The sequence below is a fragment of the Novosphingobium soli genome (assembly GCF_042432915.1).
GTDB classification, from domain to species: domain Bacteria; phylum Pseudomonadota; class Alphaproteobacteria; order Sphingomonadales; family Sphingomonadaceae; genus Novosphingobium; species Novosphingobium soli.
The window spans coordinates 173,021-194,030 of record NZ_JBHLWK010000013.1; the positions used below are offsets into that span (position 1 = coordinate 173,021).

General features: G+C 68.3%; 20 protein-coding genes. 15 read left to right on the top strand and 5 right to left on the bottom strand.

Annotation, left to right across the window (positions count from 1 at the left end; genetic code table 11):
- The first annotated feature begins 13 nt into the window (after nucleotides 1–13).
- The 6 genes from plsY (at nucleotide 14) to ACFFJC_RS11375 (ending at nucleotide 6,928) form a co-directional block, all read left to right on the top strand.
- Nucleotides 14–613, top strand: coding sequence for a glycerol-3-phosphate 1-O-acyltransferase PlsY (gene plsY / locus ACFFJC_RS11350; protein WP_379487622.1), 600 nt, complete (start codon nucleotides 14–16; stop codon nucleotides 611–613).
- The gene (gene dprA / locus ACFFJC_RS11355; protein WP_379487623.1) at nucleotides 610–1,734 is read left to right on the top strand and encodes a DNA-processing protein DprA; all 1,125 of its coding nucleotides are present in this window, start codon (nucleotides 610–612) and stop codon (nucleotides 1,732–1,734) included. Before plsY ends, dprA begins: the two co-directional genes overlap by 4 nt.
- 92 nt (nucleotides 1,735–1,826) lie before the next feature.
- The gene (locus ACFFJC_RS11360) at nucleotides 1,827–3,413 is read left to right on the top strand and encodes a vWA domain-containing protein (protein ID WP_379487624.1); all 1,587 of its coding nucleotides are present in this window, start codon (nucleotides 1,827–1,829) and stop codon (nucleotides 3,411–3,413) included.
- 130 nt (nucleotides 3,414–3,543) lie between these two features.
- A complete protein-coding gene (gene topA / locus ACFFJC_RS11365) occupies nucleotides 3,544–6,141 on the top strand; it encodes a type I DNA topoisomerase (RefSeq protein WP_379487625.1) in 2,598 nt (865 codons plus the stop codon).
- A gap of 62 nt (nucleotides 6,142–6,203) precedes the next feature.
- Entirely contained in the window at nucleotides 6,204–6,752 is a 549-nt protein-coding gene (locus ACFFJC_RS11370; RefSeq protein ID WP_379487626.1) for a hypothetical protein, read from the top strand.
- Nucleotides 6,749–6,928: a hypothetical protein gene (locus tag ACFFJC_RS11375; protein WP_379487627.1), complete on the top strand. Its 180-nt coding sequence runs from the start codon at nucleotides 6,749–6,751 to the stop codon at nucleotides 6,926–6,928. Before ACFFJC_RS11370 ends, ACFFJC_RS11375 begins: the two co-directional genes overlap by 4 nt.
- 69 nt (nucleotides 6,929–6,997) lie before the next feature.
- Here the strand turns inward: ACFFJC_RS11375 and ACFFJC_RS11380 are convergent, their stop codons facing one another.
- The gene (locus ACFFJC_RS11380; RefSeq protein WP_379487628.1) at nucleotides 6,998–9,163 is read right to left on the bottom strand and encodes a primosomal protein N'; all 2,166 of its coding nucleotides are present in this window, start codon (nucleotides 9,161–9,163) and stop codon (nucleotides 6,998–7,000) included.
- A 49-nt stretch (nucleotides 9,164–9,212) separates the two neighbouring features.
- On the opposite strand from ACFFJC_RS11380, the gene ACFFJC_RS11385 reads away from it, so the two are divergent.
- The 5 genes from ACFFJC_RS11385 to cysS all read left to right on the top strand — a co-directional run bounded on the left by ACFFJC_RS11385 (nucleotide 9,213) and on the right by cysS (nucleotide 14,814).
- Nucleotides 9,213–9,902, top strand: a complete 690-nt coding sequence (locus ACFFJC_RS11385; RefSeq protein ID WP_379487629.1) for a DUF4197 domain-containing protein — start codon at nucleotides 9,213–9,215, stop codon at nucleotides 9,900–9,902.
- A gap of 126 nt (nucleotides 9,903–10,028) precedes the next feature.
- Nucleotides 10,029–10,679, top strand: a complete 651-nt coding sequence (gene fsa / locus ACFFJC_RS11390; protein ID WP_379487630.1) for a fructose-6-phosphate aldolase — start codon at nucleotides 10,029–10,031, stop codon at nucleotides 10,677–10,679.
- 92 nt (nucleotides 10,680–10,771) lie between these two features.
- Nucleotides 10,772–12,586 (top strand): cobaltochelatase subunit CobT, encoded by a 1,815-nt coding sequence (cobT, locus tag ACFFJC_RS11395; protein WP_379487631.1) that lies wholly within the window; start codon nucleotides 10,772–10,774, stop codon nucleotides 12,584–12,586.
- A gap of 37 nt (nucleotides 12,587–12,623) precedes the next feature.
- Nucleotides 12,624–13,289 (top strand): nitroreductase, encoded by a 666-nt coding sequence (locus ACFFJC_RS11400; RefSeq protein WP_379487632.1) that lies wholly within the window; start codon nucleotides 12,624–12,626, stop codon nucleotides 13,287–13,289.
- A gap of 73 nt (nucleotides 13,290–13,362) precedes the next feature.
- Nucleotides 13,363–14,814 (top strand): cysteine--tRNA ligase, encoded by a 1,452-nt coding sequence (cysS, locus tag ACFFJC_RS11405; RefSeq protein ID WP_379487633.1) that lies wholly within the window; start codon nucleotides 13,363–13,365, stop codon nucleotides 14,812–14,814.
- A gap of 7 nt (nucleotides 14,815–14,821) precedes the next feature.
- Here cysS and ACFFJC_RS11410 read toward each other — a convergent pair whose 3' ends face one another.
- Complete coding sequence (locus ACFFJC_RS11410; RefSeq protein ID WP_379487634.1) at nucleotides 14,822–15,541, bottom strand: TonB-dependent receptor; 720 nt, start codon at nucleotides 15,539–15,541, stop codon at nucleotides 14,822–14,824.
- Between the two features lie 57 nt (nucleotides 15,542–15,598).
- On the opposite strand from ACFFJC_RS11410, the gene ACFFJC_RS11415 reads away from it, so the two are divergent.
- Together ACFFJC_RS11415 and ACFFJC_RS11420 are read left to right on the top strand one after the other, a co-directional pair.
- A complete protein-coding gene (locus ACFFJC_RS11415) occupies nucleotides 15,599–16,537 on the top strand; it encodes a D-2-hydroxyacid dehydrogenase (RefSeq protein WP_379487635.1) in 939 nt (312 codons plus the stop codon).
- 155 nt (nucleotides 16,538–16,692) lie between these two features.
- Nucleotides 16,693–18,366 carry an acetolactate synthase large subunit gene (locus ACFFJC_RS11420; protein WP_379487636.1) on the top strand — a complete coding sequence of 558 codons (1,674 nt, stop codon included), beginning with the start codon at nucleotides 16,693–16,695 and terminating at the stop codon, nucleotides 18,364–18,366.
- A 76-nt stretch (nucleotides 18,367–18,442) separates the two neighbouring features.
- Here ACFFJC_RS11420 and ACFFJC_RS11425 read toward each other — a convergent pair whose 3' ends face one another.
- Both ACFFJC_RS11425 and ACFFJC_RS11430 read right to left on the bottom strand, forming a co-directional pair.
- Complete coding sequence (locus ACFFJC_RS11425; RefSeq protein WP_379487637.1) at nucleotides 18,443–18,817, bottom strand: hypothetical protein; 375 nt, start codon at nucleotides 18,815–18,817, stop codon at nucleotides 18,443–18,445.
- Entirely contained in the window at nucleotides 18,807–19,007 is a 201-nt protein-coding gene (locus tag ACFFJC_RS11430; protein ID WP_379487638.1) for a hypothetical protein, read from the bottom strand. The genes ACFFJC_RS11425 and ACFFJC_RS11430 overlap by 11 nt, the downstream gene beginning before the upstream one ends.
- A gap of 99 nt (nucleotides 19,008–19,106) precedes the next feature.
- Between ACFFJC_RS11430 and ACFFJC_RS11435 the strand changes: the two genes are divergently transcribed.
- Nucleotides 19,107–19,757: a S24 family peptidase gene (locus ACFFJC_RS11435; RefSeq protein ID WP_379487639.1), complete on the top strand. Its 651-nt coding sequence runs from the start codon at nucleotides 19,107–19,109 to the stop codon at nucleotides 19,755–19,757.
- 41 nt (nucleotides 19,758–19,798) lie between these two features.
- Nucleotides 19,799–20,485, top strand: coding sequence for an MBL fold metallo-hydrolase (locus ACFFJC_RS11440; protein ID WP_379487640.1), 687 nt, complete (start codon nucleotides 19,799–19,801; stop codon nucleotides 20,483–20,485).
- Between the two features lie 32 nt (nucleotides 20,486–20,517).
- Here ACFFJC_RS11440 and ACFFJC_RS11445 read toward each other — a convergent pair whose 3' ends face one another.
- Complete coding sequence (locus ACFFJC_RS11445; protein WP_379487641.1) at nucleotides 20,518–20,910, bottom strand: MAPEG family protein; 393 nt, start codon at nucleotides 20,908–20,910, stop codon at nucleotides 20,518–20,520.
- Nucleotides 20,911–21,010 lie beyond the last annotated feature (100 nt).

The following is a 21,010-nucleotide window of genomic DNA, read 5'->3' on the forward strand; positions in this document are numbered from 1 at the left end:
CTAAGGCAGCGCCATGGACTGGATTCTCGATGCCATGGCGGCGGCAGCCATCGGATATGCGTTCGGCTCGGTGCCGTTCGGGCTCATCCTCACGCGCATGTTCGGGGCGGGTGACCTGCGCACCATCGGCTCGGGCAACATCGGCGCCACCAACGTGCTGCGCACCGGGCGCAAGGGCCTGGCCGCGGCGACCCTGCTGCTGGACCTGCTCAAGGGGCTGGCGGCGGTCCTCCTCGTCGCTTCGCTCTGGCCCGACTGGGCCCCGCTGGCGGCGCTCGGCGCGTTCCTGGGGCACTGCTTCCCGGTCTGGCTGCGGTTCAAGGGTGGCAAGGGCGTGGCGACCACCGCCGGCGTGGCCTTCGCGCTCGCCTGGCCGGTGGGCCTGGCCTACGCGCTCACCTGGATCGGACTGCTGGCGACGGTGCGGATCTCGTCGGTGGCGGGCATGACCGCGGCGGTGGTGGCGCCGCTCGTCGCCGTCGCGCTCGGTGCGCACGACGCCGCCCTCGTGCTGGCGGTGATCGCCGCCTTCGTGCTGTTCCAGCACCGGGAGAACATCGGCCGCCTGCGCGCGGGGACCGAGCCGCGCTTGGGGAGCGGCAAGAAGGCATGAGCCGCACGGGCCCGTCGCAGGAGGAAGCCTTCGCGCGGATCCGCCTGCTGCGCTCGCCCAACATCGGCCCCATCACCTACCGCCATCTGCTGGCCCGCTTTGGCGACGCGGCGAGCGCGATCGCCGCCCTCCCGGCGCTCGTCGGCCGGGCCGGGCGCACTTACAGCCCGGCGGCCGAGCGACGCATCCACGACGAGATTGCTGCGGTGCGCAAGGCCGGCGCGCGCTATCTCTTCCACGATTCGCCCGGCTACCCGCCGCTCCTGCTGGAGGTCGAGGGCGCGCCGCCGATCCTGACCTGCCGGGGGGATCTCGCGGCGCTGGAACGGCCCTGCATCGCCGTGGTGGGCGCCCGCAATGCCTCGGCCGCAGCGATGCGGCTGGCGCGCGAGTTCTGCTTCGCGCTGGCGGGGGAGGGGTGGAGCGTGATCTCCGGCCTCGCGCGCGGCGTGGACGGGGCGGCGCACCAGGGCGCGCTGGCGGGCGCACAGGCCCATGCCACCGTGGGGGTCATCGCCAGCGGCATCGACCTGGCCTACCCGCCCGAGCACGCCGCGCTGCAGGAGGAGATCGCCACGCGCGGCCTGCTGCTGGCGGAGCAGCCGCCCTCCACCGAACCGCTGGCGCGCCACTTTCCCGCCCGCAACCGTATCATCGCCGCGCTTGCGCTGGGCACGCTGGTCGTGGAGGCCGCGCCCCGCTCCGGCTCGCTCATCACCGCGCGCCTCGCGGGGGAGATGGGGCGCGAGGTCATGGCGGTGCCGGGCTCGCCGCTCGATCCGCGCTCGCGCGGGTGCAACCAGCTGATCCGCGACGGAGCCGTTCTGGTGCAGGACGCGGGCGAGGTGATCGAGCTGCTTTCCGCCTTTTCCGGCAGTCCGCGCGCGGTGCTGCGCGAGGGTGCCGTGCCGGACCCCTTCGACTGCCCCGGCGACCATGCGGAGGCCGCCACCGGCGAGCCGGCCGACATCGCGGGGTTCCTGTCCGTCGCGCCGGTCACGGTGGACGAACTGATCCGCCAGTGCGGGGCCAGCGCCTCTGCGGTGCAGCTGGCGCTGCTGGAACTCGAGCTGGCGGGGCAACTCGTCCGCCATGCCGGGGGTCGGGTCAGCATCGGTTGAACGACCGTCAGAAGCGGTTCATCCTCCGGTGCGACGATGGGCGTGACAATCGCGTGCATGCCGTGATGCAGGCAGAAGATGGAGGGGTGCCGATGCGCAAGACCATGTCCGTGATCCTGATGCTCGCCATTACCGGGACAGCCGTGCCCGCGACGAGCCAGCCGGCGACACAGCTTTCCCGCCTGCCGTCCAAGGAGGCGGAGTCCCAGGGGTTCTGCCGAGGCCCTGGCTCCTTGCCCGATCTCGGGCCCGAGCCCGCGTGGCAGCGGGGGCGCGAAGGTCCGGCAGGTGTAGCCGACCACGGTTCCCCCGAGGGCGCCGAAGAGATCGTCACGACGGCACGCCGCGTGGACGACGCCGAGGACGGCGCGCCGCCCCCGCCGCCGCCACCTCCACCTCCGCCGCCGCCGCCGCCAGCATCGGCGCCGCCGCCTGCCCCTGCCACGGCAGCGCCCGGTGGGACCGGCGCGCCGATGACCGACCCGGCGCTGCACTCCGCACCCCGCGTCGCCCGCACCGAGAGCACCGGGCGGATCATGCCCCCCGTCACGCCGACCCCGCTGCAGCCCAGGCCCCAGAGCGGGACGCTTACCGCCGGCGAGCACGACGATCTCCTCAACCCCGAGCTCTACGCCGCCTATGTTCGTCGCTCCAACCTGGGGCAGCGGGTGCAGGGGCTGCCCGCCCTCGACACTGCGCGCCTGGTCACCGTAGAGGTCAAGGACGCGCGGGGCCGCCCGGCACCTTTCGTGCCGGTGGAACTGCGCTGCTCGGACGGCAACAGCCTGACCTTCACCACGCAGGCGGACGGCACGGTGGTCTTCTTTCCAGGCATGGACCGCCTGTCCGATACCGTGCGGGTCCGGGCCGCGGGCGGGGACTGGCGCACGCTCGACGTCCCCCGCGCGGTGGGCACGGGGCGCGTCGGCTTCACCATGGACGGCCGGGCGCGGTCGGTCACCCGTCTCGACCTGGCGCTGGTGGTCGACGTGACCGGTTCGATGTCGGACGAGCTGCGCTTCCTCCAGGCGGAGCTCGATTCCATCGTCGCCGGGCTCAACCGCCGCCATCCGGATATCGACATCCGCATCGGCATGACCTTCTACCGCGACCGGGGCGACCAGTTCGTTACCCGTACCTTCGGGTTCACCGGAGATGTCGCGGCGGTCCGCGGCAACCTGGAACAGCAGGTTGCGGACGGCGGCGGCGACTACGAGGAGGCCATGCAGGACGCCCTGGTCCGCGCCGCCCGGCTCGACTGGCGGCCCGACGCGATCAAGACGCTGCTGCTGGTCGCCGACGCTCCGCCCCACGCCGCCGACGTTCCGCGCGCCTGGCTGGCTGCCGAGCACTTGCGGGCCCAGCGGGTCCAGATCGTTCCCGTGGGCGCCTCGGGCGTGGGCGACCTGGCCGAATACGTGATGCGCGCGATGGCGGCCGCCACGCAGTCCCGCTACGCCTTCCTCACCGACGATTCCGGCGTGGGCGACCCGCATGCGGCGCCCGCGATCGACTGCTACCTCGTCACCCGGCTCGACAGCCTGCTCACCCGGATCGTCGATAGCCAGATCTCCGGCCGCCGCATCGAGCCCGAGAAGGCCGAGGTGATCCGCGCCGTGGGCCGGTACGACGCCGGGCGGTGCATCCTCCCGCCGGATTTCACTGTGCAGGGCGACTGAATGGTTTATCCGGCCGGCGGGATGGGCCAAGGGGCTGTCCCTCGGAGGGCTTGACGCCCTGCCGGAGAGGGACCCACCTTGTACGTGTATGCATGCGTGCGCGTACGCGTAGGGGCAGATCGAGTAGAAAATGCAGCTTGTCATCGTAGAATCGCCGGCCAAGGCCAAAACCATCGAGAAGTACCTGGGCAAGGACTACAGGGTCCTCGCCAGCTACGGCCATGTCCGTGATCTCCCGCCCAAGGACGGCTCCGTCCGCCCCGACGAAGGCTTCGAGATGGATTGGGAGCTCTACGCCGACAAGCAGCGGCAGGTGAAGGCGATCACCGACGCGGCCAAGGACGCGGACCGCCTGATCCTCGCAACCGACCCCGATCGCGAGGGGGAGGCGATTTCGTGGCACGTGCGCGAGCTGCTCGCCAAGCGTCGCGCGCTGCCCAAGGACGTGCAGCGCGTCACGTTCAACGCGATCACCAAGGACACCGTCACCAAGGCGATGACCCAGCCGCGCGAGCTGGACCAGGACCTCATCGACGCCTACCTGGCGCGCCGCGCACTCGACTACCTGTTCGGCTTCACCCTTTCGCCGGTGCTGTGGCGCAAGCTGCCCGGGGCCAAGTCCGCCGGCCGCGTGCAGTCGGTGGCGCTGCGCCTGATCGTCGATCGCGAGCGCGAGATCGAGGCGTTCAAGCCCCAGGAGTACTGGTCCGTCGCGGCGCTGATGGCGCATGACGGCACCGACTTCACCGCCCGGCTGGTGACGTTCGAGGGCCAGAAGCTGGACCGCCTGAGCCTGGGCGACGAAGGCACGGCGATGCGCGCCAAGGCCGCGGTGGAGCAGGGCGCCTTCAAGGTCGAGGGCGTCGAGACCAAGCCGCACCGCCGCAACCCGCAGCCGCCGTTCACCACCTCGACGCTGCAGCAGGAGGCTGCGCGCAAGCTCGGCTTCTCGGCCAGCCAGACGATGCGCGTGGCGCAGACGCTCTACGAGGCGGGTGCGATCACCTACATGCGCACCGACGGCGTGCAGATGGACCCGAGCGCGATCTCGGCGTGCCGCGCGGCGATCTCCGACCGCTTCTCCGGGCACTACCTGCCCGAGAAGCCGCGCCACTACGAGACCAAGGCGAAGAACGCGCAGGAAGCCCACGAGGCGATCCGGCCGACCGACTTCACCAAGGAGCGCTACGGTGCCGGTGGCGACGAGGCGCGGCTCTACGACCTCATCTTCAAGCGCGCGATGGCGAGCCAGATGGCCTCCGCCGCGCTGGAGCGGACCACGATCACCTTGCGCGACGGCACGGGCCGCAACGAGCTGCGCGCCAGCGGCCAGGTGGTGAAGTTCCCGGGCTTCCTGGCGGTCTACGAGGAAGGCCAGGACAACAAGGCGGACGATGACGACAGCGGCCTGCTGCCCTTCCTCAAGGCCGGCGACATGCCCGCCAAGAAGGACGTCACCGCCGAGCAGCACTTCACCCAGCCGCCGCCGCGCTATTCGGAGGCGAGCCTGGTGAAGCGGCTGGAGGAACTCGGCATCGGCCGGCCCTCGACGTATGCCTCGACGATCCAGGTGCTGAAGGACCGTTCCTATGTCCGCACCGAGAAGAATCGTTTCTTTGCAGAGGAATCCGGGCGCCTTCTCACGTCGTTTCTAGAGCGGTTCTTCCCCCGCTACGTGGCTTACGAGTTCACGGCCGGGATGGAGGACGAACTCGACGACGTTTCCGGCGGACGGCAGGAATGGAAGGCGTTGCTCGAAGCCTTCTGGCGCGACTTCAAGCCCAAGTCGGACGAGGTCATGGAGAAGAAGCCCTCGGAAGTGACCGAGGCGCTCGACGAGTTCCTGTCCGACTACCTGTTCCCCCCGCAGGCGGACGGCTCGGACCCGCGCCTGTGCCCGAAGTGCGAGAAGGGCCGCCTGAGCCTGCGCGGCGGGCGATACGGCGCCTTCGTGGCCTGCTCCAACTATCCCGATTGCAAGTACACCCGCAAGTTCGCGCAGCCGGGCGGCGCCAACGACGGCGGCGAGGACGAAGGTCTGGGCAAGGATCCGGAGACCGGTCTCGAGATCACGCGCCGCGCCGGGCGCTTCGGGCCCTACATCCAGCTCGGCGAAGGGAAGGAGGCCAAGCGCGCCTCGATCCCCAAGGACATCGACGAGTTGAACCTCGAATGGGCGGCCAAGCTGCTCAGCCTGCCGCGCACGGTCGGGGTTCATCCGGAGAGCGGCAAGGACATCACTGCCAGCATAGGACGTTACGGGCCATACCTCGCGCATGATGGCAAGTACGCACGGCTGCGCTCGACGGCCGAGGTCTTCGACACGGGGATGAACGCCGCCGTCTCGCTGCTGGCCGACGCAGCCAATCGCGGCGGCGGGGCGCGGACCAAGGCCGAGCCGATCCAGGTGCTCGGCGCCCACCCGACCAGCGGCGGCGAGATCAAGGTGATGGCAGGTCGCTACGGCCCCTACGTCACCGACGGCACTACCAATGCCACCCTCCCGCGCGACCAGAAGCCCGAGGACCTCACCGCCGCACAGGCGATCGCCCTGATCGACGAGAAGGCCGCGAAGGGCCCCGCCAAGGGCAAGAAGAAGGCGCCGGCCAAGAAGGCGGCATCCAAGAAGGCGGCACCCAAGAAGGCGGCCGCGAAGAAGGCGTCCGCGAAAAAGGTTGCGGCGGAAAAAGCCCCGGTAAAGAGCGAAGTGGATGAAGAAGCCGTATGATGTGGAGCCTTCTCGTCTTGGCCGCTGGTCTGATATCTCCCAGACCCGATCAGGCTGTGGCTATGCAGGCCTACAAGGCGGTGAAGGCCGCTCGCGTGAAAGATCCGATGATTCGTATAGTAACTCTGACGGTAGCACCGGACGGCCATGTCGTGGCGTGCGAGCCAGGGGAGGGTAAAGGCGATCCTCGCAGCTTGGAGAAGGCGTGCGATATTGCGACATCACTCCACTACACTTCGACTGCATCTATCGACGGCGAACCTTCTTACGGTCGAACGCAGATGGCGATCATGTCGTTTGATGAAAAGGGCGCGAAGCCATGGGTTACATTTCCGGCCGACATAACTTTCAAAGTCAACAAGCTGCCGCCCGAAAGGAACGGTCTCCTCCGGCTTGTAGCTGTCATTGAGGTGTCTCCACGTGGAGAGGTGGAAAGGTGTCAAGCGAGTGGAGGGAAGTACGAGACGTACGCAAAGCTGGCCTGTAAGCAGCTGCGCAATTCATCCCGCCCAATCGTAAACGACCCGACCGGTCAGGCCGTGCGCTACGTGGAGGACATCAAGATTCAATTCGTCCCCGAGGACCTTGGGACAACAGGAGACACGCCATGAGCGACAAGGTCGCCAAGCACAAGCAGCCCTGGAAGCCCGAGGAGCTGCAGAAGCTGCAGACCCTCGCGGGGAAGGGGAAGGGGCTCAAGGAGATCGCCAAGGCGCTCAACCGTACCGAGGAATCCACCAAGGATGCGGCGCGCCAGCACGGGATGAGCATCGCCAAGGCGCGGTGAAGCCAAAGGGCGGCACTTCTCGCTCCTGCCGAGAGGGAGGCCACGGGTGCGGCCTTGTCTCCCATCTCCTCACACGAAGGAATAGGGATCGACGTCGATGTTCACGCGCACGCCGCGCGGGAACTCGAGCGGATCGAGCCAGGCGCGCAGGGTCTTCTGCAGTTCCGACGAGCGTCGGGCGTTTATCAGCAGGCGGTAGCGATGGCGCCCGCGCAGCAGCGCGAGCGGCGCCGGGGCGGGCCCCAGCACCAGCATGTCGGGCAGGTCCGGCGCGGTACCGCCGATCGCGCGGGCGGCGGCGAGCGCCTCGGCCTGGTCTTCCGAACTGACGATGATCGCGGCCCAGCGGCCAAACGGCGGCGCTCCGGCATCGCGGCGGGCCTCCGTCTCGGCGGCGTAGAAGGCGTCGCGGTCGCCGTTCGCCAGCGCGGCGATGACCGGCGCGTCCGGGTGCCGGGTCTGGATGAGCACTTCGCCCGCCTTCGCCCCGCGCCCCGCGCGCCCTGCGACTTGCGCGATCTGCTGGTAGGTGCGCTCGCCGGCGCGCAGGTCTCCGCCCTCGAGGCCAAGATCCGCGTCGACGACGCCCACCAGCGTCAGGTCCGGAAAGTGGTAGCCCTTGGTGACCAGCTGGGTGCCGACGATGATGTCGATCGCCTTGCCCTCCGCCATGGCGACGAATTCGCCGATCGCGGCAGGCGTGTTCATCGTGTCCGAGGTGACCATAGCCGTACGCGCTTCAGGCAGGATCTCCGCCACCTCGTCGGCGATGCGTTCGACGCCGGGGCCGCAGGCGACGAGGCAGTCCCCGGTACCGCATTCGGGGCACGCCTCGGGCACGGGCACCTCGTGCCCGCAATGGTGGCACGCCAGCCGCTTGCTGAAGCGGTGTTCCACCAGCCAGGCGGTGCAGTTGGGGCACTGGAAGCGGTACCCGCAATGGCGGCACAGCGTCAGCGGCGCATAGCCGCGACGGTTGAGGAACAGCAGCGACTGCTCGCCTTTCGCGAGCCGGTCCTTCATCGCCTCGACCAGCTTGGGCGCGAGCCAGCGCCCCCGCTCCGGCGCCTGTTCGCGCAGGTCCAGGACATGGATCGCCGGCAGCTGCGCACCGCCGAACCGTGCCGGGAGATCGACCTTGCGGTATACGCCGGCCTCGGCCAGCTGCATGGATTCGAGCGCCGGCGTGGCGCTGGCGAGGATCACCGGCACGCCCTCGAACTTGGCGCGCATCACCGCCACGTCGCGGGCGTTGTAGCGTACGCCGTCGTCCTGCTTGAACGAGACCTCGTGCGCTTCGTCCACCACGATCAGGCCGAGGTTCGCGTAAGGCAGGAACAGGGCCGACCGGGCGCCGACGACGACCTGCGCTCCGCCGTGCACGATCGCACGCCAGGCGCGGCGCCGCTCGCTGGACTTGAGCGAGGAGTGCCACAGCACGGGCGGTACCCCGAAGCGCTGCTCGAAACGGCGCAGGAAATTCTCGGTCAGCGCGATCTCGGGCAGCAGGACGAGGACCTGCCGCCCCAGCCGCAGCGCCTCCGCTACCGCCTCGAAGTAGCATTCGGTCTTGCCCGAGCCGGTGACCCCGTCCAGCAGGAAAGGAGCGAATGTCCGCGCACGCACGGCCTCGACGAAGAGGTCCGCAGCCGCAAGCTGGTCGTCGCTGAGATGCGGCTCGGCGAACTGCGGACGGGCGGGGGGGTAGGGCCGGTCCAGGTCCACCGTCACGGGCTCCAGCAGGCCCGCGCCGACCATGCCGCGCAGCACCCCCTCGGAGACACTCGCCAGCTCGGCCAGCTCCCGGATCGAGCCCTGCTCGCCTTGCAGCGCATCCAGCGCCGCCGCTCGTTGCGGGGTCAGGCGTGCCGGCTCCGTCCCGGTGAGGCGATATTCGGTGGTGGTGCCGCCCCCTCGCAGCGCAGCGATGCTGCCCAGCGCCATGCGGGCGACAGCGGACAGCGGGGCGCAATAGTAATCGGCGGTCCACTCGATCAGCCGGCGCAGTCGTTCTCCCAGCGGGGGAACGGGAAGCGTCGCCAGCACGGGGCGCAGCTTCGCCTCCGGCACTTCCTGCGCGTTCAGGCGTTCAGCCTCCCAAGCGATGCCGAGGATCTGCCTCGGCCCCAGGGGGGCAATCACGATCGATCCGAATTCGATCGTCATCCCCGGGGGTACGCGATAGTCGAGGACGCCGAGTGCGGCGTTGAAGACGAGGAGTCGGACACGTTGCATGTGGCGCCCATATAGGCGTGGACAGGCAGGGTCGTGAAGGAGGGTGGACATGCGCATCTGGGGACCGAGCCCTGAACAATTCGAACGTCGCACAGTGCTCGCCGGCATCGTGGCCGGCGTCTTCGTGTCGCTCTCCGGCTGCGCGACCATGGGCGCGAACCGCCAGGTCGGCGTCATCCAGCGCTTGCTCGAACTCTCCAGTCAGCGGGCTTTCGCCCGGCTGACGCAGCCCGACGGGTTCTGGGACAGCGCCGTGGCGCGGATCAATCTCCCCGTCCTGTTCGGCCGGCCTGGCTCGGCGGCGCAGGTCATCCTCAAGTCGCCGCTTTTTCGCGAGAAGCTGCAGCACCAGCTCAATATCATCGCCGAGGACGGTGCGCGGGTGGCTGCACCTCTTGTCGCCGAGGCGGTCCGGACCCTGAGCGTCACCGACGCGCTGGCGCTGCTCAATGGCGACAATACGGCGGCCACCACCTTCCTGCGGCAGGCGATGGGACCGGTTCTGGTCAACGCGATGATCCCGGAGTTCGACCGCGTGATGCGCGCGGCTCAGGATCCCATTCTCAACCAGGCCGTCGCGGCGCTGGCCGGGGTCAGCCTTTCCGATGCGGCTCACGCGCTGGCGCTCGAGGCGGACAACGCGATCTGGTACGAGATCGGCGCGCAGGAGTCGGAGATTCGTGCCGACCCGGGCTCCACCAGCGATCCTGCTCTGATCGCCGGCTTGAAGCCGCGCTGAAACCCGACTGACCGGCGTGCGCGCCGGTCGCGGCGCGTCCGTCAGCGGAGAAATCGCGTGCTGGCCCCGTCGGAGGGCTTTGCCTATAGGAGCCGCCAGATTCGCTGATCCACAGGACACCGCCCCATGAAGTTCTTCGTCGACACCGCCGAAATCGCCGACATCAAGGAGCTGGCCGAGACCGGCCTTCTCGATGGCGTGACCACCAACCCCTCGCTGATCGCCAAGTCGGGCCGCGATTTCGTGGAAATCACCCGCGAGATCTGCGCGATCGTGCCCGGTCCGGTGAGCGCCGAAGTGGTGGCGCTGGACCACAAGGAAATGATGCGAGAGGCTGAGGTCCTGCGCAAGATCGCCGACAACGTGTGCATCAAGGTGCCCCTGACCATCGACGGCCTGAAGACCTGCAAGGCACTCAGCAGCGACGGCACGATGGTGAACGTGACGCTGTGCTTCTCGGCCAACCAGGCGCTGCTCGCCGCCAAGGCCGGCGCGACGTTCGTCTCGCCGTTCATCGGCCGGCACGACGACAATGGGTTCGACGGCATGGACCTGATCCGCGACATCCGCCTGATCTACGACAACTACGCCTTCGAGACCGAAATCCTGGCCGCCTCGGTGCGCCACAGCGTTCACGTGCTCGAAGCCGCGCGGATCGGCGCCGACGTGATGACCGCCCCCCCGGCCGTCATCAAGGGGCTGTTCAAGCACTTCCTGACCGACAAGGGCATCGAGACGTTCCTGGCCGACTGGGCCAAGACCGGTCAGTCGATCTGAGTACCCTCGCAGCGCCGTCCCGGGTCGGCCGGGAATGGCGCTGCCGTCGCATGCCATTTGAGCCCCGCCGCGTCCTGCGCTAGGCGGAAGGCATGTCCGACGAATCCCCTGCTGATCGCTTCAAGTCCGTCCTTGCCGGTGCCTCGCGCGCGATTGCACAGGACAAGGAGATCGAGGTCAACTGGACCGCGGATGCGCCCAGTTCGACCGGGGGGACTTTCCGCGTGCCGATGCCGGGCCGCAGCCTGCCACGCGGAGCCGCGATGCAGGCGCGCGGGTTCGCCGACAGCTTCGCGCTCAAGCTGCGCCACCACGACGACAGGCTGCACATGCGCAGCGCGCCGTCCGAGCCTTCGGCGCGCGCCGCCTATGATGCGGTCGAGATGGTGCGCTACGAAGCGCTCGGCTCCAACGCCTATGCCGGTATGCGCGACAACCTCGACGCGGCGATGCTCACCCGCATCGGCTCCGACCCCATCACCCGGGCCGAGACTCCCGACGCCGTTCCGGTGCCCGCCGCGCTGGCGCTGCTCCTTCGCGAACGACTGACGGGACAGGAAATCCCCGAGGCCGCGCGTCCCGGGGTCGAGATGGTCCGCAAGTGGATCGAGCGGAAGGCCGGCGCCGACTTCGACGCGCTCGCGAATTCGCTCGAGGACCAGAAGGCCTTCCAGTCGCTCTCGCTGGACATGCTGCAGCACCTGGAGCTGACGCGTGCCGAGGAGATGCCGCAGGAACCCAACGAAGCCGACGACATGGACGGCGAGGAGGAGACCGAGGAGCAGGAGGACGGCGGCGAGCAGGGGCAGGACCAGCAGCCCGCCGAGATGGCGGCCGAACCGTCGCAGGGCGACGACGAGGGGGAGAGCGAGTCTGAGGGCGAGACCTCCGACGACATGGAGGAAGGCGAGGAAGGCCAGGAGGGTGACGAGGGCATGATGCCCGTCCGCCCCAATCGCCCCTGGACCGACATTCCCGACAGCTTCGACTACAAGGTCTTCACGGAGGCTTTCGACGAGGTGGTGGACGCTTCCGAGCTTTGCGACGAGGAAGAGCTGACGCGGCTGCGCGCCTACCTCGATGCCCAGCTCAAGGGCCTGCAGGGCGTGGTGACCCGCCTCGCCAACCGTCTGCAGCGCCGCCTCATGGCGCAGCAGAACCGGTCCTGGGACTTCGACCAGGAGGAGGGGCTGCTGGACGCCGCCCGGCTCGCGCGCGTGGTCGTCTCTCCGGGGCAGTCGTTGTCCTACAAGGTCGAGCGCGACGTCGAGTTCAAGGACACCGTGGTGACCCTGCTGCTCGACAACTCGGGCTCCATGCGGGGGCGGCCGATCTCGATCGCGGCGATCAGCGCCGACGTCCTCGCCCGCACGCTGGAGCGCTGCGGGGTCAAGGTGGAGATCCTCGGTTTCACGACCCGCGCCTGGAAGGGCGGACAGAGCCGAGAGGCGTGGCTGTCCAACGGCAAGCCGCAGCACCCCGGGCGCCTCAACGACCTGCGCCACATCATCTACAAGAAGGCCGACGAGCCCTGGCGGCGGGCGCGCAAGAACCTGGGCCTGATGATGCGCGAAGGCCTGCTGAAGGAGAACATCGACGGGGAGGCGCTGCTCTGGGCGCACAACCGCATGCTCGCCCGCCAGGAGGACCGCCGCATCCTGATGGTCATCTCCGACGGCGCGCCGGTGGACGATTCGACGCTGTCGGTGAACTCGGCCGGTTATCTCGAAGCTCACCTGCGCCGCGTGATCGAGTGGATCGAGGCGCGAAGCCCGGTCCAGCTCGTCGCCATCGGCATCGGCCACGACGTCACGCGCTACTATCGCCGCGCGGTGACGATCATGGATGCCGAGCAGCTCGGCGGGACGATGATCGAACAGCTCGCGGGGTTGTTCGAGGAAGAGTGAGCAGGCCGGAACAATTCCCACCCTATCAGGAGATGCCATGAACGTCGCCGAAGCCGTCGCCAGCCGCCGATCCATCCGCGCCTTCACCGATCGCCCGGTCGATCTGGAGACGCTGCGCCGCGTGCTGGACCGGGCCCGTTGGGCGCCCTCGGGTTGCAATTTCCAGCCGTGGCAGGCGACCGTGCTGACGGGCGAGCCCCTCAGGGCCTTGCAGGAGAAGATGCTCGCCAGCCAGCCGCAGGAGCCGATCGAGTACAGCTTCTCCGAGCCGAACGGCTCTCCCCGGCACCTCGCCCGGCTGCAATCGCTGGGCGCCGCCATGTACGGAGCGCTCGGGATCGAGCGGGGCGACCGGCAGGCGCGCGAGGAGCAGGCCCGAGACAACGTGGTGTCGTTCGGCGCTCCGGCGCTGCTGCTGTGCTACTTCGAGCGGTTCATGGGGCCGCCGCAGTGGTCGGACGTCGGGATGTGGCTGCAGACGATCATGCTGCTGCTGCGGGAAGAGGGGCTCGATTCCTGCCCGCAGGAGTGGATGGCGCTCTATGCTCGCCTGATAAAGGGCCACATCGGCGTCCCGGACGAGAGCCACATCCTGTTCTGCGGCCTGGCGATCGGCTATCGGCAGGAGGACGCCGTCCTCAACACCTTCGAGCGGGAGCGCGTTCCTCTCGATGAACAGGTGCGCTTCGTCGGCTTCGCCTGAGCGAAGTGCGGTGCGAGGTGCGGCGCGCGCTGCGGCTTGACTGCCGCGGCGCGCCGCTTATGCGCTCACGCCCATGACCGAGACCCCAAGCCTCACGCTGTTCAACAGCCTGACCCGCAAGCTCGAGCCGTTCGAGCCCGTCCACCCGGGCGAAGCGCGCGTCTATACCTGTGGGCCGACGGTCTACAACTATCCCCACATCGGCAACATGCGCGCCTACGTCTTCGCCGACGTCCTCGGGCGGGCCTTGAGCCACAAGGGCTACAAGCTCACGCACGTCATCAACATCACCGATGTCGGGCATCTCACCGACGATGCCGATGCCGGCGAGGACAAGATGGAGAAGATGGCGCGTTCGCAGGCGCAGTCGATCTGGGACATCGCCGCGCACTACACGCAGGCCTACTGGGCCGACATCGCCGCGCTCAACATCTGCCAGCCGGCGCAATGGTCGATTGCCACGCACTATGTCCCGCAAATGATCGCCTTTGCCGAGAAGATCGCGCCGGCGCACTGCTACGAACTGGAGAGCGGGCTGTACTTCGACGTTTCCACCGTCTCCGACTACGGGCGTCTCGCCCGGGCGGTGACCGAAGAGGGCGAGGGGCGGATCGAGGCCGTTGCGGGCAAGCGCAACGCCGCCGACTTCGCCATCTGGCGCAAGACCCCGGCCGGCGAGACGCGGCAGATGGAGTGGGATTCTCCGTGGGGCCGCGGGGCGCCTGGCTGGCACCTCGAATGCTCGGTGATGAGCGGAGACCTCCTCGGCTTTCCGTTCGACATCCACACCGGGGGCATCGACCATCGGGAGATCCATCACCCCAACGAAATCGCGCAGAACCAGGCGTTCTGCTGCACCAACGGCCTCGACGTGCCCGCCAATTCGGGCGCGCGGTTCTGGATGCACAACAACTTCCTGGTCGAGCGGTCGGGCAAGATGAGCAAGTCCTCGGGCGAGTTCCTGCGGCTGCAGCTCCTCGTCGACAAGGGCTACCACCCGCTCGGCTACCGCATGATGTGTCTGCAGGCGCATTACCGCAGCGAGCTGGAGTTCTCGTGGGAGGGTCTGGCAGCGGCGCTGGTGCGGTTGAAGCGCATGATCATGGCCGTCGAGCGCCTATCGGAGGTGGAGGCCGGCGAAGCCGCGCATCCCAAGCTGGCGCCGATGCTGGAGACCTTCGAGAAGGCTGTCGGAGACGATCTCAACACGGCGGTGGCGCTCACGGCGCTGGAAGACGTGCTGGCCGCGAAGAAGGTCGACCCTGCGATCAAGCGGGCGGTGGTGGAACGCATGGACGCGGTGCTCGGGCTGGACCTGTTCGGCACTCGCCGCGCCGATCTGCGCCTGCGGCCGCGGACCGCCGAGATCTCCGAAGCCGAGATTGAGGAGGTGCTGGCTCGCCGCAAGCAGGCCCGCGCGGACAAGGATTTCGCCGCCTCCGACGCCCTTCGCGACGAACTTGCGCAAAAGGGCGTCGAAGTGATGGACGGCGATCCGCTGGGTTGGGAGTGGAAGCTGGGGTGAAGCGCGCTCAGCGCTTGGGCACGAGCACCAGCTTGTAGGGCACGTAGAGCAGCACTTCCGAGAGTCCCGCCCGCGCCCACTCGACGGGCCGGTTGAGCCCTTCGATCTCGACTCCGTACTCCGGCCCCAGGCGGGCCGCCATGGCCTGCGCGTCGGCCGCAATGGCGTCCGCCACGGCGCCACGATACTGGTCGGGCGCGACGACGGAGAGGGTCAGGTCGCCCGTTTCGTTCATCAACGCGCGTCCGACCGGCTTCACCGCTTTCACGAAGGCCGTGATCGCGGCTTGGGCGGCCTGAGCGTCGGTGGCGCCGGTCAGCGGCACTTTCACGAGGAATGCCACGCGCTGGCTGTCCGGGCGCGAGTCGTTCATCAGCAACAGTTCCCGGTAATTGGCGAGCGTGAGCGGCTGCAGCGTCCGGTCACCGTAGGCAAGCTGCACCCCCGAGCGCGGTGCAGCTGCAATCGCGCTGCGGATCATGTCGTAGATCTCGTTCTCCCGCTGCGCCTTGTCGCGGCTGTCGCCCGTGACAGTGACCTCGGCGACGGCGAAGTCCGCCCTGCGGCGCAGGCCCACCGCCGGCATGTCTGCCGTGTAGTCCTCGGCGTCGCGCCGCATGGCGGTGACCACCACCTCGCTCAGGCCCTCGTCCTGCGCGGCCGCCGGAGCAGGGCCTGCGACGATGGCCAAAACGGCAAGTGCCGATGCGATGCCTGCTCTTGTCATGACGATCCTCCCTGTCAGTCTTTGCATCCTATCCTTGCGGAAAACCGGAGCCCGTCAATGACCGTCGCCGTGATCAACGCCCACATGCGCCCGACGTTGGAGGGCAGGCTGCCCGAGGGGGTGGATCCGCTCTGGTTCAAGGACGTGGAGCAGCTCCTCGCGCTGGCGCCCCGGGCGGAGGTGGCCTGGCTGGACATGATCGCTCCGCAGCATGCGCGCGAGGCGATCGGGCGGATGACGGGCCTTCGTTGGTACAACGCGATGTCGTCGGGCGTGGACTGGCTTCCGCTCGACCTCCTGCGGGAACGTGGGGTGCGGCTGACCAATGGTGCCGGCATCCACGCGCAAGCCGTCTCCGAGTTCGTGCTGATGGGCATGCTGACGATGGCGAAAGGCTGGCGGCAGGTGGTGCGTGCGCAGGACCGGCACGAGTGGCTCCGCCAGCCGCCCGGAACGCGCGAGCTGCTCGACGCGCAGGTCCTGGTGATCGGTGCAGGTGAGATCGGATCGCGCATCGCGGAACTTCTCCGCGCCTTCGGATCGCAGGTGACCACCGCGCGCCGGCATCCCGGCCCCGGCGAGCTTGGCCAGGACGAGTGGCTGGGCGCCCTGGGCCGTTTCGACTGGGTGGTCCTGATCGTGCCCTCGACGCCGCAGACGACCGGCATGTTCGGAGCCGAAGCCTTCGCGGCGATGAAACCGGGGGCCACGCTCCTCAACTTCGCGCGGGGCACCGTCGTCGACCAGGATGCCCTGCTCGCGGCCATCGATTCGGGTCATCTCGGCGGTGCGTTCCTCGACGTCACCACGCCCGAGCCGCTGCCGCAGGACCACCCGCTGTGGTCGCGGGAGAACGTGCACATCTCCATGCACCTCGCGGGCCGTGCGCAGGACGCCCTGCTGGCACGCGGCGCGGCCCGCTTCCTCGACAATCTCGAACGATATCGCCGCGGGGCCGAACTGGTGCACCAGGTGGACCTCGCCGCCGGATATTGACCGGGCCGGCTGGCGACACTTGCCGCCACCTGCTAGTTTCGTCGGGAGGCTAGTGAATTCATCAGGGCCGGCCGGGAGCCAAATCGCGTATCAGCCCTCCTGAGAGGGCCCGGGTGCAGGCGGCCGGAAGCAAAGACATGTGGGGAAAGCGGATCATGGCTGAGAGCGACAAGCGCAAGGCGTCGGACCTGTTCATCGAGTGCCTCGAACAGGAGGGGGTCGAGTACATCTTCGGCGTGCCCGGCGAGGAGAACCTGGACTTCCTCGACTCGCTCTCGCGCTCCAAGCAGATCAAGCTGATCCTCACGCGGCACGAGCAGGGCGCGGGCTTCATGGCCGCGACCTACGGGCGGCACACCGGGAAGGCCGGGGTTTGCCTCTCCACGCTGGGGCCCGGTGCCACGAACTTCGTCACGGCCGCCGCCTATGCGACGCTGGGTGGCATGCCGATGCTGATGATCACCGGTCAGAAGCCGATCAAGAAGTCGAAGCAGGGTCGCTTCCAGATCCTGGATGTCGTCTCGATGATGCAGCCGATCACCAAGTACGCCCACCAGGTGGCGTCCTCGGACAACATCCCCAGCCGCGTGCGCGAGGCGTTCCGCATCGCGGAGGAGGAGAAGCCGGGCGCCACGCATATCGAGCTGCCCGAGGACATCGCCGACGAACACACCGATTCGCGGCCGGTGCCGCGCTCCATCGTGCGCCGCCCCACAGCCGACGTGAAGTCGATCGCGCAGGCCGTGGAGGCGCTGCAGACCGCCAAGCGCCCGATCCTGGTGATCGGGGCCGGGGCCAATCGCAAGATGACCAGCAAGATGCTGGGCGAGTTCGTGGAGAAGACGGGCATCCCCTTCCTCACCACGCAGCTCGGCAAAGGCGTGATCGACGAGCGCCACCCCAAGTTCCTGGGTTGCGCGGCGCTCTCCTCGGGTGATTTCGTCCACCGCGCCATCGACGATGCCGACTGCATCCTCAACATCGGCCACGACGTGATCGAGAAGCCGCCGTTCTTCATGCAGAACGACGGCACGCGCAGCGACCGCGTGGTGATCCACGTCTCGACCAAGACCGCCGAGGTCGATCCGGTCTACTTCCCGCATGTCGAAGTGATCGGCGACATCGCCAATGCCATGTGGCAGATCAAGGAAGCGGTCACGCCCTCGTCGAAGTGGAACTTCGATGCCATGCTGCGCTACCGTGCCGCGGAAGTGGAGCACACCGCAAGGCTGGCGGCGGACGAACGGTTCCCGATCTTCCCGCCCCACGCCGTGCAGCAGATCCGCGAAGCGCTGCCTGACGATGCCATCGTCTGCCTCGACAACGGGATCTACAAGCTCTGGTTCGCGCGCGGGTACTGCGCGATGAAGCCGAACACGGTCCTGCTCGATAATGCGCTGGCGACGATGGGGGCGGGGCTGCCTTCTGCGATGGCCAGCGCGATGGTCTATCCCGGGCGCAAGGTGCTCGCCGTGTGCGGCGACGGCGGCTTCATGATGAACAGCCAGGAACTGGAGACCGCGGTGCGCCTCGGCCTCAACCTGACGGTGCTGATCCTCAACGACAACGCCTATGGCATGATCCGCTGGAAGCAGGCGAACATGGGGTTCTCCGATTTCGGCCTGTCCTACGGCAACCCGGACTTCGTGCAATATGCCCGCAGCTACGGCGCCAACGGCTACCGCGTCGAGAGCGCCGCCCATCTCAAGGAGCTGCTGGCGCATTGCCGCGATACCCCGGGGGTCCACCTGATCGATTGCCCGGTGGACTATTCCGAGAACGACCGGATCCTCAACGTCGAGATCAAGGAGATGTCGCAGGCGCTCTGAGCGCCCGCGGACCGGCCATCCTGGAAACTGCTGCGGGCAGGGCCGCTGTCCGGAAGGGGGCTGCGGCCGCGCCGAGTCATCGGCCGCAATCCTCCAGCAGCAGGAGTTCCACCTCGACGGTGAGCGAGGGCGGCGAGAGGCGATGCTCGATCGCCGCCACCGTGGCGTCGGCGACGACGTGCCCCGCGAGGGCGAACTCGTGGTCGGGAAGCGCCGCGATGAACTCCTCTCCCGCCGCCATGGCTGCCTCTCCTGAAAAGTGGAGGGCCAAGGCGTGTCTTGCGCCCGCGAAGGTGGCGCTCGCCCAGGGGCGCTCTGCGTGACGCAGGAAGTCGGCCAAGGGGCCGGCAAGCGCGAGCACCTGCGACAGCAGCCGCACCCAGGGACCACGCGGTCGTGGCGAGGGCAGAATTCGGGGGCGAACGGTCTGGTGTACGAGATCAGCCTGCATGGCGATCCTCCTTGGGCGCGTTGCGATAGGCGTTCATGAAGCGCTCCACCCGCTGCGCCACGTGCTCGCGCGGGATGCGGCCGTTGCGCAGGTCGGCCACGAACCGCGGGTCGCTTGCGGCGAGCCGGCCGAACTTGGTCCAGGGCATGTCGGTGTCGCGGAGGAAGCGCTCGATCTGGCGCAGGAGCATCCGGTCTGGTCCTTTCCTGTAGGATTCGCTTGTTGTTCCCTATATGTTCCAGTTGAAATCCTACTTGTCTAGGAAAATTCCTACGCTATGGAGGGCAATATGGAAACCGATTCTGTCCGCCGGCGCCTGCTCGAACTGGCCGAGGAGCGAAGGGTAAGCCTGACCAGGCTCTCTCAGATGCTGGGCAAGAACCCCAGTTACCTCCAGCAGTTCGTGCGCAAGGGGAGCCCTCGCAAGCTGGAGGAGCAGGACCGCGGAATGCTGGCGCGCTTCTTCGGGGTGGATGAGACGGAGCTGGGAAGAGCGGCAGAAATATCCTACGACGCGCCTGAGGTGCCGGCGCGCACGCGCTGGGTCGATGTGCCGCGACTTGAGATCGAGGCTTCGGCCGGGCCGGGATCGGAGCTGGCCGCAGACATGGTCTTCGACACGATCCGCTTCTCCGCGCGCTGGCTGCGGGCGATGGGGCTCCAGCCAGAGCGTGTCTCGGCCATCGCGGTATCGGGCGATTCGATGGATCCGACCCTGCGCGACGGCGACGAGATCCTGGTCGAGCGCATCGCGGGTCCGCCGCGCAACGGCATCCATGTGGTCCGGCTCGGCGGCAGCCTGCTGGTGAAGCGATTGGAGACGGCCCGGCCCGGTCTCATCGTGCTCATCAGCGACAATCCCGCCTATCCTCCGGTCGAGTGCGCGGCCGGCGACGTGGACGTGATCGGCCGCGTCGTCTGGAAGGGCGGGCGCATCTAGCCCGGTTGCATTCGCGCCCCATCGCGGCCATTTCCGCAGCCATGACGCAAGGCAACCCGACACAGCAACCGATGCGCGTGGGCATCATTCCCGTCACGCCGCTGCAGCAGAACTGCTCGCTGCTGTGGTGCACCGAGACGATGCGCGGGGCGCTGGTCGATCCCGGCGGCGACCTGCCCAAGCTGCGCCAGGCGCTGGACAAGACGGGCGTCACTCTCGAGAAGATCCTGGTCACCCACGGTCACCTCGACCACTGCGGGCAGGCCGGGGTGCTGGCCAGGGAGATGGGCGTGCCGATCGAGGGGCCGCAGGAGGAGGATCGCTTCTGGATCGCCCAGCTCAGCGACGATGGTCCGCGCTGGAACATGGAGGCGCACACGTTCGAGCCTGACCGCTGGCTGGACGATGGCGATACGGTGACGGTCGGCAACCTGGAACTCGATGTCGTCCACTGCCCCGGGCACACGCCCGGCCACGTCGTCTTCCATCACGCCCCCAGCCGGTTCGCCATGGTCGGCGACGTGCTGTTCCAGGGCGGCATCGGGCGGTGGGACTTCCCGCGCGGGAACCTGCAGGACCTCATCCATTCCATCACCCGGAAGCTGTGGCCCCTGGGTGACGACGTGACGTTCGTTCCCGGGCACGGGCCGGTCAGCACCTTCGGGCAGGAACGCCGCAGCAATCCCTACGTGGGGGATGAGGCGCTCGCCCGCGGTCTGCCGGGCTGAGCGGATCGGCGAGGCTCCGCGCGTACGCCCCTTCAGAACCGCGCTAGGGCGATCAGCACCGCCACTACGGCCAGGCCGAGCAGTGTCAGGACCGTGACGAGAAACCCGATCGCGCGCAGCGGCGACGTCTCGGGCTTGTCCATCCCGAAGGCGTGCGCGATCCGGGCAAGGAGGTAGACCGCGCCGACGATCGCCAGCCACTGCCCGCCCCTGCCTGACAGTTCGATCGCGGCGACCAGGATCAGTACGAAGGGCGTGTTCTCGACGTAGTTCGCCTGGGCCCGCATGCGGCGCAGGAGCACCGGATTCTCTCCGTCGCCGTGCCACACCTTGGCGACGTAGCGCACGGTCGACACGCGCAGGCTCAGCCAGAATGCGAGTACCGCGGCGGCGGCTGTAAGGCTGAGGGTGGTCTGCAGAATCATGCGTGTGTACTCCCGTTGGCCCCGGGTTCATGGAGGAGGGAGTAACGGGTTGCAACTCGCGCGAAATCGGTTATAGGCGCGCCTTCGCAAGCCGCCGTGC